16 protein-coding genes and 2 pseudogenes are annotated in these 15,052 nt (G+C 71.6%); 7 read left to right on the top strand and 11 right to left on the bottom strand.

Features of this window, described 5'->3' with window-relative positions; genetic code table 11:
* Window positions 1-20 precede the first annotated feature (20 nt).
* Complete coding sequence (locus AB0K82_RS43730) at window positions 21-440, bottom strand: STAS domain-containing protein (RefSeq protein ID WP_364409432.1); 420 nt, start codon at window positions 438-440, stop codon at window positions 21-23.
* Between the two features lie 203 nt (window positions 441-643).
* Window positions 644-1,207: a hemerythrin domain-containing protein gene (locus tag AB0K82_RS43725; RefSeq protein WP_364409429.1), complete on the bottom strand. Its 564-nt coding sequence runs from the start codon at window positions 1,205-1,207 to the stop codon at window positions 644-646.
* A gap of 199 nt (window positions 1,208-1,406) precedes the next feature.
* Between AB0K82_RS43725 and AB0K82_RS43720 the strand changes: the two genes are divergently transcribed.
* Window positions 1,407-1,883: a hypothetical protein gene (locus tag AB0K82_RS43720; RefSeq protein ID WP_364409426.1), complete on the top strand. Its 477-nt coding sequence runs from the start codon at window positions 1,407-1,409 to the stop codon at window positions 1,881-1,883.
* A 10-nt stretch (window positions 1,884-1,893) separates the two neighbouring features.
* Here AB0K82_RS43720 and AB0K82_RS43715 read toward each other — a convergent pair whose 3' ends face one another.
* Window positions 1,894-2,127, bottom strand: a complete 234-nt coding sequence (locus tag AB0K82_RS43715; RefSeq protein WP_364409423.1) for a hypothetical protein — start codon at window positions 2,125-2,127, stop codon at window positions 1,894-1,896.
* Between the two features lie 160 nt (window positions 2,128-2,287).
* On the opposite strand from AB0K82_RS43715, the gene AB0K82_RS43710 reads away from it, so the two are divergent.
* Together AB0K82_RS43710 and AB0K82_RS43705 are read left to right on the top strand one after the other, a co-directional pair.
* Window positions 2,288-3,373 (top strand): S-(hydroxymethyl)mycothiol dehydrogenase, encoded by a 1,086-nt coding sequence (locus tag AB0K82_RS43710; RefSeq protein ID WP_364409421.1) that lies wholly within the window; start codon window positions 2,288-2,290, stop codon window positions 3,371-3,373.
* Window positions 3,370-4,002, top strand: a complete 633-nt coding sequence (locus tag AB0K82_RS43705) for an MBL fold metallo-hydrolase (protein WP_364409418.1) — start codon at window positions 3,370-3,372, stop codon at window positions 4,000-4,002. Before AB0K82_RS43710 ends, AB0K82_RS43705 begins: the two co-directional genes overlap by 4 nt.
* Before the next feature lie 9 nt (window positions 4,003-4,011).
* Here AB0K82_RS43705 and AB0K82_RS43700 read toward each other — a convergent pair whose 3' ends face one another.
* The 6 genes from AB0K82_RS43700 to AB0K82_RS43675 all read right to left on the bottom strand — a co-directional run bounded on the left by AB0K82_RS43700 (window position 4,012) and on the right by AB0K82_RS43675 (window position 10,405).
* The gene (locus AB0K82_RS43700; protein ID WP_364409415.1) at window positions 4,012-5,151 is read right to left on the bottom strand and encodes an FAD-dependent oxidoreductase; all 1,140 of its coding nucleotides are present in this window, start codon (window positions 5,149-5,151) and stop codon (window positions 4,012-4,014) included.
* A gap of 151 nt (window positions 5,152-5,302) precedes the next feature.
* Window positions 5,303-5,986 (bottom strand): maleylpyruvate isomerase N-terminal domain-containing protein, encoded by a 684-nt coding sequence (locus AB0K82_RS43695; RefSeq protein ID WP_364409412.1) that lies wholly within the window; start codon window positions 5,984-5,986, stop codon window positions 5,303-5,305.
* Between the two features lie 963 nt (window positions 5,987-6,949).
* A complete protein-coding gene (locus tag AB0K82_RS43690) occupies window positions 6,950-7,879 on the bottom strand; it encodes a trypsin-like peptidase domain-containing protein (RefSeq protein ID WP_364409410.1) in 930 nt (309 codons plus the stop codon).
* Window positions 7,880-8,037: 158 nt separating this feature from the next.
* Window positions 8,038-8,523: a hypothetical protein gene (locus tag AB0K82_RS43685; protein WP_364409407.1), complete on the bottom strand. Its 486-nt coding sequence runs from the start codon at window positions 8,521-8,523 to the stop codon at window positions 8,038-8,040.
* Between the two features lie 103 nt (window positions 8,524-8,626).
* The gene (locus AB0K82_RS43680) at window positions 8,627-9,379 is read right to left on the bottom strand and encodes a hypothetical protein (protein ID WP_364409405.1); all 753 of its coding nucleotides are present in this window, start codon (window positions 9,377-9,379) and stop codon (window positions 8,627-8,629) included.
* 273 nt (window positions 9,380-9,652) lie between these two features.
* Window positions 9,653-10,405, bottom strand: coding sequence for a GntR family transcriptional regulator (locus AB0K82_RS43675; protein ID WP_364409402.1), 753 nt, complete (start codon window positions 10,403-10,405; stop codon window positions 9,653-9,655).
* 167 nt (window positions 10,406-10,572) lie between these two features.
* On the opposite strand from AB0K82_RS43675, the gene iolC reads away from it, so the two are divergent.
* The 4 genes and pseudogenes from iolC to AB0K82_RS43655 all read left to right on the top strand — a co-directional run.
* Window positions 10,573-11,532, top strand: a complete 960-nt coding sequence (gene iolC, locus AB0K82_RS43670; RefSeq protein WP_364409399.1) for a 5-dehydro-2-deoxygluconokinase — start codon at window positions 10,573-10,575, stop codon at window positions 11,530-11,532.
* Window positions 11,529-12,419, top strand: a complete 891-nt coding sequence (locus AB0K82_RS43665) for an aldolase (RefSeq protein ID WP_364409396.1) — start codon at window positions 11,529-11,531, stop codon at window positions 12,417-12,419. The genes iolC and AB0K82_RS43665 overlap by 4 nt, the downstream gene beginning before the upstream one ends.
* A 43-nt stretch (window positions 12,420-12,462) precedes the next feature.
* Window positions 12,463-13,392: a 5-deoxy-glucuronate isomerase gene (locus AB0K82_RS43660; protein ID WP_364409393.1), complete on the top strand. Its 930-nt coding sequence runs from the start codon at window positions 12,463-12,465 to the stop codon at window positions 13,390-13,392.
* A pseudogene (locus AB0K82_RS43655) lies at window positions 13,389-14,231 on the top strand (thiamine pyrophosphate-binding protein); the annotation flags it as partial. The gene AB0K82_RS43660 and the pseudogene AB0K82_RS43655, both read left to right, overlap by 4 nt.
* Window positions 14,232-14,249: 18 nt before the next feature.
* Here the strand turns inward: AB0K82_RS43655 and AB0K82_RS43650 are convergent.
* A pseudogene (locus tag AB0K82_RS43650) lies at window positions 14,250-14,621 on the bottom strand (fumarylacetoacetate hydrolase family protein); the annotation flags it as partial.
* Between the two features lie 25 nt (window positions 14,622-14,646).
* The coding region (locus AB0K82_RS43645; RefSeq protein WP_364409390.1) for an SDR family oxidoreductase at window positions 14,647-15,052 on the bottom strand (406 nt) is incomplete at its 5' end.

Genomic DNA, 15,052 nt, shown 5'->3' with positions numbered 1-15,052 from the left:
GGCCGGGACCGGCGGCCGGGTCACCGTCGCGGCTTACGGCCGCGTGCACGGGCCCTGGCGGTCGAGCACGGCCGGGACGCCGCCGTGCCGGTCGTGCTCGACGGCCGGGGCGGGCCGATGGTGGTCGGAACGAGCCGCGACAGCCCCGTCAGCTCGAAGACCCGCCGTACGGTCCCCTCCTCCGGGATCGCGGCGGACAGGGGAACGCGCAGGGCGGTGCTGCGGCCGTGGGCCCGCACGATGATGTGGATGCCCGCCGAGTCCAGGAACCTCGTGCCGGTCAGGTCCAGGTGCATCTCCGTCACCCCACTGTTGAGGAGCCGGAGCACGCGCTCCCGGATCGCCGCGGCGTTGACCGCGTCGACCTCTTGCGGGAAATGGACGATGGTCACTCCGGAGACCTGCTCCACCTCGAGATCGACCGTGGACAGATGTCGCATCGAGATTCCACCTCACGGCTGGCCGGGAACGGGGACGGGCTACCAACTGACAGGTTGACTGACAGTCAGCGCCGTTGTGTCGGGACTAGCCATGTACCCGCTTTGAGGACAGAAAACCCTCAATAGCCGCTGAACAGCGGTTATGTCCGAGGTTCCTCTCCCAGGCCGCTCCCGGCGGCACCGTGATCGCCGTTCGCGGTGGCCTAGTGCTTCTCGTCGACCGCCTTGACCAACTCGTCCTTGGTCATCGGCGAGCGGCCGTGCACATCGAGCCTGCGGGCCTCCTCGTACACCTCGTCCTTGGTCCGCTCCCCGGAGCCGGAGCCGGAGCCGGAGCCGGTCAGCTCCTCCCGGCGACGCTCGGCGAAGGCGGCGCCGAGTTCCTGGAGACGCTCGGCGGAGACCGCCTCGCGGAGCGCGGGGAGGATTTCGCTCTCCTCCTCCTCGACGTGGTGCTTGACCGCGTCGATGAACTCCTTGAGCTTTTCCTCGAACTCCCTGCCCTCCGGAGGCATCGCGCGGAGTCGCTCGAGCATGTCCTCGGCTTCGTGGTGCTCCTCGGTCCCGTGCTCCGCCTCGTCGCGTTCCCCGGCGTCCTTCGCCACCACCGGATAGACCCGTTCCTCCTCGGCGCGCGAGTGCGCGGTCAGCAGCGCCGCCACTTTGTCGAGCAGCTCAGGGCGTCGCGCGGCGTCCTTCTGCAGCTCGTCGAAGAGCTCCTCCAACGTACGGTGGTCCTGCGTGATGAGTTCGACGACGTCGGCCATGCGCTCTTCCTCTTCGTGTCCGTACCGGTGAGTGACCCCCTCCTTACCCACCGAGCGCCGCTCAATCCTGCCGCGTCACCGTTCCGTGCCGCCGGGTGAGCGTCGCCGGTGCCCGCGGGGGCGGCCCGTCACGTCTCATGCTGCGGCGCGCCGCACGGCGGACGCATGGAACGGCCGTTCACGTGGCACAAGACCCGGCATGGACCTTCTGGGCATCTATCTCAACGATCATCTGGCCGGCGCCACCGCCGGTGTCGAGCTCGCCCGCCGGGGCGCCGGGGCGCACAAGGGAAAGAAGAGCGGGGCGTTGTTCCGGCAACTCGCCGAGGAGATCGCCGAGGACCGCGCGGCGCTGTTGCGGATCATGCGAGCCCTCGGCGTGTCGGCGCAGCAGTACAAGGTCTGCGCGGGCTGGATCGCCGAGAAGATCGGGCGGTTGAAGCCGAATGGGCGCCTGACCAGCCGGTCGCCGCTGAGCGACCTGCTGGAGCTGGAGGTCATGCGGCTCGGCATCGAGGGCAAGGCCTCGGGATGGCGTACGCTCCGGGCGGTCGCCGAGCACGACGACCGGCTGAGCGCCGAGGAGCTCGACGAGCTCCTCGCGCGCGCTCGCCGTCAGGCCGACACCGTGGAGAAACTGCGTACCGAGACCGCCGAGGCGATCTTCGGCCCGTGACGGCCGGGGGTCAGCTCGTCTCGACCGATCGCTGCTGACCCGGATAGCCGGGCCGCTGCTCCGGGAGGCCGACCCGGCGGTCCGGTTCCGCGGCGAGCAGGTCGACGGGCTCGGGCGGCGCGGTCTTGCCGGGAGTGCCGTGGGCGGGTGCCGGGTCGGTCTCCTCCTCGGTGGCCGGGTCCGCGTTGACGCCCTGCTCCTCGACGAGATCCTCGTCGCTGCCGTGTCGCTGATGATGGGTCATGCCACCCCATTACCCCTGAAATCACCAGACACCCCGGTCAACGGCGTTCCAGCGCATGGAACCCTCTGCCCGGAAGAGGGGCGGACGCGCGTACGATCGGCGCACAGCCCCCGAGGCCGACCGGGCCGCACCAGGCCCCGTATCGGAAGGACACGCACGCATGGCACAGGAAGTACGCGGAGTCATCGCCCGGGCCAAAGGCGCACCGGTGGAGACGACGACGATCCTCGTGCCCGACCCGGGTCCCGGTGAGGCGGTCGTGAAGGTGCAGGCCTGCGGGGTCTGCCACACGGACCTGCACTACCGCGAGGGCGGGATCAACGACGAGTTCCCGTTCCTGCTCGGCCACGAGGCCGCGGGCATCGTGGAGTCGGTCGGCGCGGGCGTCACGGATGTCGCGCCCGGCGACTTCGTCATCCTCAACTGGCGGGCGGTCTGCGGCCAGTGCCGGGCCTGCCTGCGCGGCCGTCCGTGGTACTGCTTCAACACGCACAACGCCGCGCAGAAGATGACCCTGACCGACGGCACCGAGCTCTCACCCGCCCTGGGCATCGGCGCTTTCGCCGACAAGACCCTGGTCGCCGCGGGCCAGTGCACGAAGGTCGACCCGGCCGCCGCGCCGGCCGCGGCGGGGCTGCTCGGCTGTGGCGTGATGGCGGGTCTGGGCGCCGCGATCAACACCGGGGGAGTGGGCCGCGGCGACTCGGTCGCCGTGATCGGCTGCGGCGGCGTGGGGAACGCGGCCGTCGCGGGCGCCCGGCTGGCCGGTGCCGCGAAGATCATCGCCGTGGACCTGGACGACCGGAAGCTCGACCAGGCCAAGAAGCTCGGGGCCACGCACATCGTCAACTCCCGCGACGCGGACGCGGTCGAGGCCATCCGCGACCTGACCGGCGGCTTCGGCGCCGACGTCGTCATCGACGCCGTCGGCCGACCGGAGACGTACGAGCAGGCGTTCTACGCGCGCGACCTGGCCGGCACGGTCGTGCTCGTCGGCGTCCCGACGCCCGAGATGCGCCTCGAGCTGCCGCTCCTGGACGTGTTCGGGCGCGGCGGCGCGCTCAAGTCCTCCTGGTACGGCGACTGCCTGCCCTCCCGGGACTTCCCGATGCTGATCGACCTGTACCTCCAGGGCCGGCTCGACCTGGACGCCTTCGTCTCCGAGACGATCCCGCTGGACGACGTCGAGGGCGCCTTCGAGCGCATGGGGCGGGGCGACGTCCTGCGTTCGGTGGTGACGCTGTGACCACCGTGCGCCTCGACCACATCGTCACCTCGGGCACCTTCTCACTCGACGGCGGCACCTGGGACGTCGACAACAACGTCTGGATCCTCGGCGACGACGCCGAGGCCCTGGTCATCGACGCGGCGCACGACGCCGACGCGATCGCCGAGGCGGTCGGCGACCGCCGCTTGGTCGCCATCGTCTGCACCCACGCCCACGACGACCACGTCGACGCGGCCCCGGCCCTGGCCGCCCGTACCGGAGCACCGATCCTGCTGCACCCGGCCGACCGGCCGCTCTGGGATCTCACCCACCCCGACCGCGCGCCCGACGCGGACCTGGCGGACGGGGAGACGATCCGGGTCGCCGACGTCGAGCTGACCGTCCTGCACACGCCCGGCCACAGCCCCGGCGCGGTCTGCCTGCACGCCCCGGCCCTGGGCGCGGTGTTCTCCGGCGACACCCTGTTCCAGGGCGGTCCGGGCGCGACCGGCCGGTCGTTCTCCGACTTCCCGACCATCATCGACTCGATCCGCGGCCGCCTGCTGACCCTGCCGCCGGAGACGGTCGTCCACACCGGTCACGGCGACGACACCACGATCGGCGCGGAGTCACCCCATCTGGAGGAGTGGATCGCCCGCGGCCACTGACCGCGACGCTCAGCCGACCCGCTCGGCGAAGCGCTCGATCCGGTAGGACTCCAGCTCCGGCAGCCGGACGCCCTCCAGCAGCTCCCGGGCCGCGAGTTCGGCGAGGCGCGCGGCGAGGGTGACGCCGCTGTGCGTCACCACGACGTACAGGCCGGGGGCGGCCCCGACCGCCCCCACCACCGGCATCCCGTCGGCCGGCATCGGCCGCACGCACACCCGGTACTCCTGGACGCGCGCCTCGCACAGGCCCGGCACGACAAGCCGGGCCCGGTCCAGGAGGGTGTGCGCCAGCTCCCGCAGCACGGCGTCGGGCGTGTGCAGGTCGGCCGTGACGTCCCCGGCCTCCAGGTGCACCGTGTCCGGGCCGTGCGGGCGCAGGTGCACGCGAGGCGTGTGCAGGACCCGTGTCGGCGAGTGCTCGACCGGACCGACCCGCACCACGAACCCCGGCGCGGTCGAGCCCGGCGGCTCCGGATCGACCAGCGGAACGCGGACCCCCGCCATCGCGGCGACCCGCGAGGTCCAGCGCCCGGCGCAGCAGACGACGACGTCGGCGGGAACGGGTTCACCCGCGGCGGTGCGCACCCCGGTGACCCGCGCGCCGGAGCGCTCGACTCCCGTGACCCGCCCGGCGTCGCCGGTGCGCACCTGGGCCCCGCGCCGGCGGGCTCGCGCCACCAGCCGCTCCACCAGCGGTTCGGTCAGCAGGTAGCCCTCCTCCGGGAACCAGGCGAGGGCCGGCTCCTGCGCCGGCGCGTCCGGCAGACGCAGCGCGGGTTCGATCCCGGCCACCTCGTCCCGGTCGACCAGGCGCGCCGCGTACCCCCACGCGCGCGCCCGGACCACCGTGGCCTCGACCTGTTCCCGTCGCGCGGCGTCCGCGACCTGGAGGTTCCCGACCGGCCGGTGCCAGGCGGCGCCGTCCAGTTCCGCGGCCAGCCGTGCCCAGGCGCGCATGCCGTCGGCGTTGAGCCGGTGGTAGGCCTCCGGAGTCTTGGCGGCGGCGTTGAGCCAGGCGAGACTCCACCTGCTGGTCGCCCGACCGGGCCGGTCCTGCTCCAGGAGGGTCACCGAAGCCCCCTCCCCGGCCAGCCGGTCCGCCAGGGCCGCCCCCACGATCCCGCCGCCGATCACCGCGTACCGAACCATGCTCCACCCGCTCCCTTCCTCCGACACCGTCCCCGGCCTCCGGCCGTGCGGCGTGCGGAATGCTCGGTGAAGGCCGGCTGTGCGGCCGGGATTCGTCCCGGTACGGTCGCCTCTGCGGCCCTGGAAAAGCCTCGTTGACCGAGTATCCCGCTCAGCCCAGGGCCAGCCAGCGGATGCCCGCGCGCTCGACCTCGGCGGTCTCCGCGTCGGTCATCGGCTCCCGGCCAGTGGCCTTGCGCAGGAACGTCACCTGGTCCCAGCCCAGGCGGCGCACTTCCTCGAGCCCACGAGGGCCAAGGAGCAACCGGGTGAGCAGACGGCCGGCGGGCTCGGTCAGCCAGGGCCGGCGCCCAGTGGCGGCCGCCAGGTCCAGGCCGTGGACGGCGACCTCGACCACGCGGGTGACCAGGAAGTCGGTCAGCAGCATGGGATCACCGTGACGGGTGCGGACCACGCGATCGTCAGGCTCCTTCTCACACAGGCGGGCGGCCGTTCTCCATACCTCGTCGAATCCCTGGACCAGGTCCTTCCCACCGGGTGCCTGCGCCGCGCGTTCGCGGGCCAGTTCGATACGCCGATTGTTCGTCTCAGGTGAGAAACGAGCGTCGCCTCGGTAGTAGTGGACGGCCGAGACCGTCGCCTGCGGCGGGGCATCCCCGTCCAGCATTCCCGGCAGCCAGCCGATGACGACCATCACGTGACCGAGCAGTTCCCGCACGTTCCACGGATCACACGCCGTCGGCCGCGACCACTCGTCCTCCCCCAGAACGCGCATCGCCGCCGAGAGCTGCTCCGCCTCCGCGTTGAAGGCCTCCATCACCTGATCACGTCGCATTCGCCGAACGCTACCGGGTCGACCTTCGATGGCTCTGTCCGGTAGGCCGCGATCAAAGTCAGGCGAAACAGTTCACTGTCGCTCGGGGCGGAGTGCTCCTCTTGCGGACGTCGACGAGGATCCCTTCGAGCAAGGTCGTATGTCCGGGCCGGCCGCTGACCGTCAGGAAAAACGGAGCACGGGTCAGGCGACCTCGCCGGCCACAACCTTTTATCCGCGCTAGCCCACCGATTAAAGACAGATGTCCCGGTGGAACGGCGGCAAAGCCGTCACCCACCGGGACAATCGTTGCTCAGCCCTCCCCGGAAGGGGCGGACCGGATCACTTGCAGTCGGGGTAGTACATCCCGACCTGGCAGTTGGCCCATGCACTGGCCGAGACGTCCTTCGAGCCGACGTGCTTGCCGTCCTTGAGGACGAGGACCCACTGCTCCGGCGTGTAGTGCGGGTGGCGACCGTAGGACCAGTAGCCGACCTGGTGAGTCCGGTCGACGACCGTTCCCTTGTCGGGGCCACCGCACCCGGTCAGCAGCGCGATCGCTGAGCGACGTCACCGCCGCTCTGCACATCGGAGACACGCTGGAGACCGGGCACCGGCGGGTGCTGACCCAGCGCTCCATCCTGTCGCCCCGCGTCCGTAGTAGGACGCGCTGGACGACGGGTCTTCGGCCGAGTTGGCCAGGGCGGTCGCCACGGGCACCAACTGCCTCACCGCGACCGTCCCCCCGGGGCTGTACGAGAGGTAGACCTGCCCCATCCCACCGCCGCCGAGGCGGCCATGCAGCACATACCCGGCGACGGTGCGCGGATCGTCGACATCGAGGGGCACGAATCTGGGCGGGGCATCCACCATCCTGCGCCTTTCCGTCCGGAAGCGACTGACAGCACCTTCGTACCGTGATGAATGGCCAATCGTCGGTTCCTCGGACAATCCACCCGCAGAGTTGTTCAGGAGTGGTCGGCTTCAGCCCGTCCGCTCCGCCTGGTCGCGCAGGCCGGCGATGTCCTTGTCCAGCAGCGACGAGTACGACCGCCGGGCCGAGTCCCCGCCCAAGTGGTAGCCGCCGAGGACGCCGATCACCTTCCCCTGCCGCTTCGCCGGGTCGTACTTCCAGAGCCAGGGGCTGCCGCTCGTGCCGCCGGTGAATCCGTCGCAGTCGAAGGCGAGCTGGTACTTGTAGCGGTGGATCGCCGTCGTGTCGCACTGAACCGCCCGGTCGTTCGACGACGTTCCGCTCGCCGGATACCCGACGACGTGCACGGTTTCGGGAAGCGCCGTGTTCGGGGTCAGGCGGTTCGACCCGGTGAGGTCGGCGACGTTCTTTCCGCTCGTCGGGTCCTTGGCGAGGGTCACGAACCCGAAGTCGAGGTCGGGATCGGCGCGCGCCTTCCAACCGCTGTGCACGAGGAGGGACTTGGCGGCCCAGACGCCGTAGGGCGCCTTGCCGGCGTCGTACTGCGGGACGAAGGCGACCTTGTCCCGGTAGTAGCCGGTCTTGGTGCTCGAGTTGTAACTGTAGATGCAATGCGCGGCGGTGAGAGTGAGGTTGTGCTTCGTGCTGTAGACGACACTCGCGCTGCAGTAATGGTCGCCCGTCTTACTGTGCGAGAACAGCCTGCCCACCGTGGGAATCCCGGTGAACGTCGCCGCGCGCGGAATCGCGGTACTGGTCTGGTACGGCGCCCGCGACGGCTCTCGCCGGTCCAGCGGTGTGGCCGCCCTCATTCGCGCGGCCGTCCAGTAGGACGTGGTCTCCCGGGAGCCGGCGGCCGACACGTTCTGAGCCACCGCCGTCGCCGACGAGTGGCCCCCGCTCCGGATCGCGAGGCCGCAGCCGATCGCGACGACCGCGCAGGCCGACACGGTGAGGACGATTCTTCTATTGGTGTGCAATTCGAGTCTCTACGGTCGGGGGGAGAGGCTCGGCCGCAGCGGGGGTCAGCAGGAAACGGCGGGCCGATGCGATGACGCTCGGAAGTTATAGCGCACTTTGCCGTCTTGGCGGTTCCTTGATCATTTCTTGACCGTCGGGAGCGCCCCTCGCGGCTCCGTCAGGCGTCGTACTCCAGCTTGAACTCGGCGACCACGAGGTCCAGCGGCCGGTCGGCGTTGTGGGTGACGCGCAGCCCGAGCGGCACGTCCGGATGCACGAAGATCGCCCAGGTCTTCGCGAAGCACTGCATCCCGGGCGAGGACGGCCGGTGCTCCGTGCAGGTGGTGTCCGCCGTTCCGAGGGGGTCGCGGACGAACTGGTCGCGGAACTCCGTCGCCGCGCCGCCCGAGGCGGTCTCCCACTGGATCATCGCGTACAGCCGGCCCCATGCCTCGTGCGCCGGCCAGATCAGCCCGCTCGCGGGGTCGGAGGGGAAGGGGTGGTCGGCGCCGTTCCGCGTCTGAGCGTGCATGTTGTCGGCGTCGTACGACTCGGCCGCTCCGTACGGGAAGCGGACGACGTGGTACGACCCGCCGACCGGAACGGACTGCGGGCCGCCATCACGGTCGGCGTCGAACTTGAGCGAGCACACCCGCACCGCCACGATTCCTCCAGCGCGTCCCGGGGATCTTCCGGCATCGGCATGATCGCGGGGGAGCGCCCGCCGGGTCAACCGGCGGGCGGAGCTTCGCGTGCCCTGGCGGCTCTCAGTAGAAGCTCATGAGGGCGGTGGTGGTGCCCGCATAGGTGACCAGGCCGGTAGCCTGCTCAACGGCGATCACGGTCGAGGGCTTGGTGTGCCCCACAGGGCCCAGGAAGGCGAACTCCTGCCCCCTGGGGTCCGAGCTGTAGATCCCGCCGCCGGCGTTCGCCTGCAACGGCTTGCCGGCCACCCACGGTCCGGACCCGTCGGGATAGATCAAGTAGAACCGGACGATGGTGTTGGCCCAGAGGGAACTGGCCTTCGCGAAGATGTGGCCGCCGCCGTTGTACGGGCTCTGGGTGGTCGTCGTCCAGATCGTGCCCTGCGGAACCGACGCGGGCGCGAGCAGCCGGTACGGCGAGTAATAGTTGTCGGAGTACGCCTGGTCACGGCTGGCCGGGGGGACACAGACCAGGTCGTTGGGCCGGACCAGGCGCCATACGTAACCGGACTTACAGGTGTCCGGCCCCCAGGCCCCGCCGCCCGGCTCCCGCCGGGACGCGGCCCACGCGTTCTCCTCCGCCGACCGGTCACGGATCTCCGGGGATACGCACACCTGGTCGCCGGGCACGGCTTCCCGCCAGACGAAGCCGGTCTTGCAGGTGTACGCCCCGTACGGGGCGGCGAAGGCCGCCGACGCCTCGACGGCCACCCCGGCCGCGGCCACCGCCACCGCCGAGAGCGCCAGGCTCAGCACCCGGCGCACCCGCACGCCATGGCCGGTACCTCCACGGGGCGTGGTCTTCTCACTGTTCACTGTCCGGCTCCTTTCGCCGATCCTCGGTGGTCGTTCACGGGGAGGACCGGGTCGGACCGGCACCTTCCCCCTGCCGGTCCGCCCGCCCGGGACCGGCACATTGTTAGATCGATCGGCTCCGTGTCGGTTCGGCGGTTTCCGGGTCATGGCCGAATGCGGTGAACCGGCGAACATCGGCACCGATTCGGCCGTCTCACGGGCTACCGCGACCTGAGATCCGCGTCGCCCGGCGTGATGATGCGGCCGCGCTCGCCACTTCGTACGCCGGTGGGGTCAGCGTTCGACGAGGGTGAGGGTGAAGGAGTAGCGGCCGGCGCGGTAGACGTGACTGCCGTACTCGACCGGGCGGCCCTTGTCGTCGTACGCGAGCCGGGTCATGGTCAGCAGCGGGACGCCCCGGCGTTCGGCCAGCAGCCGGGCCTCGGCGGCGGTGGCGCCCCGGGCCCCGATCGTCTGGTGGGCGATGCGCAGGTTGACGCCCGCCGTGCGCAGCATCTCGTACAGGCCGTGCGCGGCCAGGTCGTCGGCGGTCAGGGCGACGAGGCCGGCCGGGAGGTAGTTGGTGAGCAGCGCCAGGGGCTCCTCGCCGGTCAGCCGGAGACGCCGCAGCCGCACCACTTCCGTGCCGGGCGTCACGTCGAGCTCCCGGGCCACCGCCTCGTCGGCGGGCAGGGTGCCGAGCTCCAGTACGCGGGTGGCGGGGTTGCGGCCGGCGGCGAGGAGGTCGTCGTACAGGCTCGTCAGCTCGACCGAGCGGCGCATCTGCGCCTGGACGACCTGGGTGCCGACGCCGCGCTTGCGGACGAGGAGACCCTTGTCGACGAGGTGCTGGATCGCCTGCCGGATCGTCGGCCGGGACAGGCCGTAGCGGTCGGCGAGCTGGATCTCGTTCTCCAGACGGCTCCCCGAGGGCAGCCGGCCGTCGTGGATGGCCGCCTCGAGCTGCTGCGCCACCTGGAAGTACAGCGGGACGGGACTGGTGCGGTCCACCCGGACCGCCGGGCGGTGCACGGCCGCTCTGTCCATGCCGTACCTCCGGAATCCCCTCCGAAGTCTGGGTCCCCCTCCACGCTAATAGTTCCTGATGTCAGGACAAACCCTTGACAGCCGGTCAATCCCTGCGGAGGCTGGGATCGCCGGTGGACGAACCGCGCACCGGCGAAACGCCGGCGTGCCGGAGGTGGATCCGCTCCGTGAGTCCGCACGATCTGATCACGATGGGCCGGGTCAGCGTGGACGTCTACCCGCTGCAGGTGGGCGTCCGTCTGGAGGACGTCGAGACGTTCGGCAAGTACCTCGGCGGCAGTCCCACCAACGTGGCGGTCGCGGCGGCGCGGCACGGCCACCGCACCGCGGTGATCACCCGGACCGGCGCGGACCCGTTCGGCCGGTACGTCCATACCGCGCTGCGGGAGTACGGCGTGGACGACCGGTTCGTCACGGCCGTCCCCGGGCTGCCCACGCCGCTGGCGTTCTGCGAGATCTTCCCGCCGGACGACTTCCCGCTGTACTTCTACCGGTATCCCAAGGCCCCTGACCTGCAGATCCAGGCCGACGAGCTGGATCTGCCGTCGATCCGCGCGGCCCGGATGTTCTGGGCCACCGTCACGGGCCTGTGCGAGGAGCCGAGCCGTACGGCGACGCTCGCCGCGCTGGCCGCCCGCTCCCGGCGGCGGGACACCGTGCTCGACCTGGACTACCGGCCGATGTTCTGGCCGTCGCCGGAGGAGGCGGGCGGCCGGATCGGCGAGGCGCTGGAGCACGTGACCGTCGCGGTCGGGAACGCCGAGGAGTGCGCGGTCGCCGTGGGGGAGCGGGAGCCGTACGCGGCCGCCGAGGCGCTGCTGGCCCGGGGCGTACGGCTGGCGATCGTCAAGCGCGGGCCGAAGGGCGTGCTGGCCGCGACCCGTTCCGCGTCGGGGCGGATGAGCGTGGTCGAGGTCCCGCCGGTCGAGGTCGAGGTCGTCAACGGGCTGGGCGCCGGCGACGCGTTCGGCGGGGCGCTGTGCCACGGCCTGCTCGCGGGCTGGGACGTCGAGCGGACCGTTCGCTTCGCGAACGTCGCGGGCGCGATCGTCGCCTCCCGCCTCGCCTGCTCGCCCGCGATGCCGACCACCGCCGAGGTCGAAGGGCTCATGGAGGGCGGCGAGTGATCACCGAAGCGTTCACCGAACGGCTCGCGGCGCTGACCGAGATCCGGGCCGCGCGGCCGGAGGCGGTCGCCGAGGCGGCGGCGCGGCGCGTACGGCGCGGATCGCCGCTCGGCGCGAACGGCCGCCTCATGATCGTGGCCGCCGACCATCCGGCGCGCGGGTCCCTCGGCGCGGGCGACCGGCCGCTGGCCATGGCCGACCGATGGGACCTGCTCGAACGCCTCTGCCTCGCGCTCAGCCGTCCCGGCGTCGACGGCGTGCTCGGCACCCCGGACGTCATCGAGGACCTCCTGCTGCTGGGCGTGCTCGACGAGAAGGTCGTGCTCGGCTCGATGAACCGCGGTGGCCTGGCCGGGTCGGCGTTCGAGATCGACGATCGGTTCACCGCGTACGACGCGCGCGCCATCGCCGACCAGGGCCTCGACGGCGGCAAGATGCTGCTGCGCATCGACGAGGCCGACCCCGCGACCGTCCGCACGCTGGAGTCCTGCGCGCGGGCCGTCTCCGAACTGGCCGCCGGCCGGCTGATGGCGATGGTCGAGCCGTTCGTCTCGCACCGGGTCGACGGGCGGGTGCGCAACGTCCTGACGCCCGAGGCCGTGACCCGGGCGATCGCGATCGCGTCGGGGCTCGGGACGACGTCGGCGTACACCTGGCTCAAGGTCCCGGTCGTCGACGACATGGAGCGCGTGATGGCCGCCTCGACGCTGCCCGCGCTCCTGCTCGGCGGCGAGGTGCCCGACGATCCCGACGCCGCGCTGGCCGGCTGGGCGCGCGCCCTGCGGCTGCCGACCGTGAAGGGCCTGATCGTCGGCCGCAGCCTGCTGTACCCGCCGGGCGACGACGTCGCCGGCGCCGTCGACGCGGCCGTGGAGGTTCTCCGATGATGCATCACCTGCCCACCGTCGACACCGCCGTGGAGGGCCTGGGATGAAGCACTATCTGCCCGCGGGCGGCACCGGCGTCCGGCCGTACACCCTGGAGGTCACCCCGGAGGCCGCCGGGTGGACGTACTCCGCGCTGCGGGTCCTCGAGCTCGACGGCGCGCACACCTTCGACACCGGCCCGTACGAGACGCTCGTGCTGCCGCTGTCCGGGTCGTGCCGCGTCTCCTGCGACGGCGAGACGTTCGAGCTGCGGGGGCGGCGGGACGTCTTCTCCCGGGTCACCGACTTCGCCTACGTGCCGCGCGACGCCGCGGTGACGGTGACCGGGCGCGGCCGGTTCGCGCTGCCCGCCGCCCGGTGCGAGAACCGCCTCACCGCGCGGTACGGCCCGGCCGAGGACGTGCCGGTCGAGCTGCGCGGGGCGGGGCAGGCGTCGCGGCAGGTGAACAACTTCTGCACGCCGGAGGCGTTCGAGGCCGACCGGCTGATCGCCTGCGAGGTGCTCACGCCCGGCGGCAACTGGTCGTCCTACCCGCCGCACAAGCACGACGAGAACCGCCCCGGCGAGAGCGTGCTTGAGGAGATCTACTACTTCGAAGTGGACGCCGCCGGGAGGTCGGCCGGGGCAGGTTGGTCGGGTGAGACGCAGTCGGCCGCGATGGGTTGGTCGGGGGAGACCCGGCCGACTGCGATGGCGTATCAGCGGGTGTACGGGACCGCCGACCGGCCGATCGACGTGCTCGAAGAGGTGCGGACCGGCGACACGGTGCTGATCCCGCACGGCTGGCACGGCCCGTCGATGGCGGTGCCCGGCTACGACCTGTACTACCTCAACGTGATGGCCGGTCCCTCGCCGGAGCGCGCGTGGCGGATCTGCGACGACCCCGCCCACGCCTGGGTGCGCGACACGTGGCAGGGCCAGGAGACCGACCCCCGGCTTCCCCTCACCTCGACGATCGAGAGGGAGAAATGAGGCTCACCGTAGGACAGGCGATCGTCCGGTTCCTGGCCGCCCAGTGGTCGGAGCGGGACGGCGTGGAGCGGCGGTTCTTCGCGGGCTGCTTCGGGATCTTCGGGCACGGCAACGTCGCGGGCCTGGGGCAGGCGCTATTGGAGGCGCACCGTACGGGCGAGGCCGAGCTGCCGTACCACATGGCCCGCAACGAGCAGGCGATGGTGCACGCCGCCGTCGGCTACGCCCGCATGCGCGACCGGCTCGCCACGTTCGCGTGCACGTCCTCGATCGGACCGGGCGCGACCAACATGGTGACGGGCGCGGCCCTGGCCACCGTCAACCGGATCCCGGTGCTGCTGCTGCCCGGTGACGTCTTCGCCACCCGCGTCGCCGACCCGGTGCTGCAGCAGCTCGAGGACCCCCGGTCCGCCGACGTGTCGGTCAACGACGCGTTCAAGCCGGTGTCGCGGTACTGGGACCGGATCAACCGCCCGGAGCAGCTCCCGGCCGCGCTGCTCGCCGCGACGCGGGTGCTCACCGACCCGGCCGAGACCGGCGCGGTCACGCTCGCCCTGCCGCAGGACGTGCAGGCCGAGGCGTACGACTGGCCGGAGGAGCTGTTCGCCCGGCGGGTGTGGCACGTGCCCCGGCCGGTTCCCGAGCCCGCCCGGCTCGAGCGGGCGGTCGCGCTGTTGCGCGGGGCCGAACGACCGCTGGTCGTGGCGGGCGGCGGCGTGACCTACTCCGACGCCGCCGGTGACCTGCTCGCGTTCGCCGACGCCACCGGGATCCCGGTCGCCGAGACGCAGGCGGGCAAGGGCTCGCTGCCGTGGGACCACCCGTGCGCGGTCGGCGGCCACGAACGCCAGCTCGACTTCCCAGTCGAGCTTGGTCGATCCCCTGGGCTTCAGGATCGGGTCGTTCGGCCCGGAGAGGGCGCTGGTCGCCTTCATGAACACGATCGGCTCGTCCGGAATGGCGGCGCCGGTCTCGGCGGCATGATCGGCATAGTTGAGCCCGATGCAGACGAACTTGCCCGGGCGCGCGACACAGGCGCCGAGCCGCGGATTGCCCTCGACCCGGGGCAGGCTCGCCGGATCGAGCGCGCGCAGCCGTGCCAGGCTCTCGGGCGTGATCGTGCCGCCATCGATATCGGCGACGATACCGCTCAGGTCGCGGATGGTGCCCGCGGCATCGAGAAGGCCGGGCCTCTCCTTGCCGATCGGGCCGAAACGCAGCAATTTCATACGCAAAGCTCCTTGGAACGCTCGGTCAGTTGGTCCAGCCCCCATCGATCACATGAATCTGGCCCGTCGTGAACGCAGCTTCTGGCGAGGCGAGATAGAGTGCCAGGGCGGCGACTTCGGAAGCCAGGCCGAGCCTCGCCATGGGCTGGCGCGCGACGAATGCCGCCAGCGCCGCATCATAGTCTCCCGTCGCGCGCAACCGCTCGTGCAGGGACGGGGTCTCGATCGTGCCCGGGCAGATCGCGTTGCAGCGTATGCCATGGCCGACAAAGTCCGCCGCGACTGCCTTGGTCAGGCCGATGACTCCGGCCTTGGTGACGCCATAGGCGAAGCGATTGGGAACGCCCTTGATCGAGCTGGCGACCGACGACATGTTGATGATGCTCCCGCCGCCCCGCGCGATCATGGCGGGCAATGCCGCGCGCACGATC

The sequence above is a fragment of the Actinoallomurus sp. NPDC052274 genome (assembly GCF_040679475.1).
Taxonomy (GTDB): Bacteria; Actinomycetota; Actinomycetes; order Streptosporangiales; family Streptosporangiaceae; genus Actinoallomurus; species Actinoallomurus liliacearum.
Note: the sequence above shows the minus strand (reverse complement) of the source record. Positions and strands in the feature narration are given on the sequence as shown.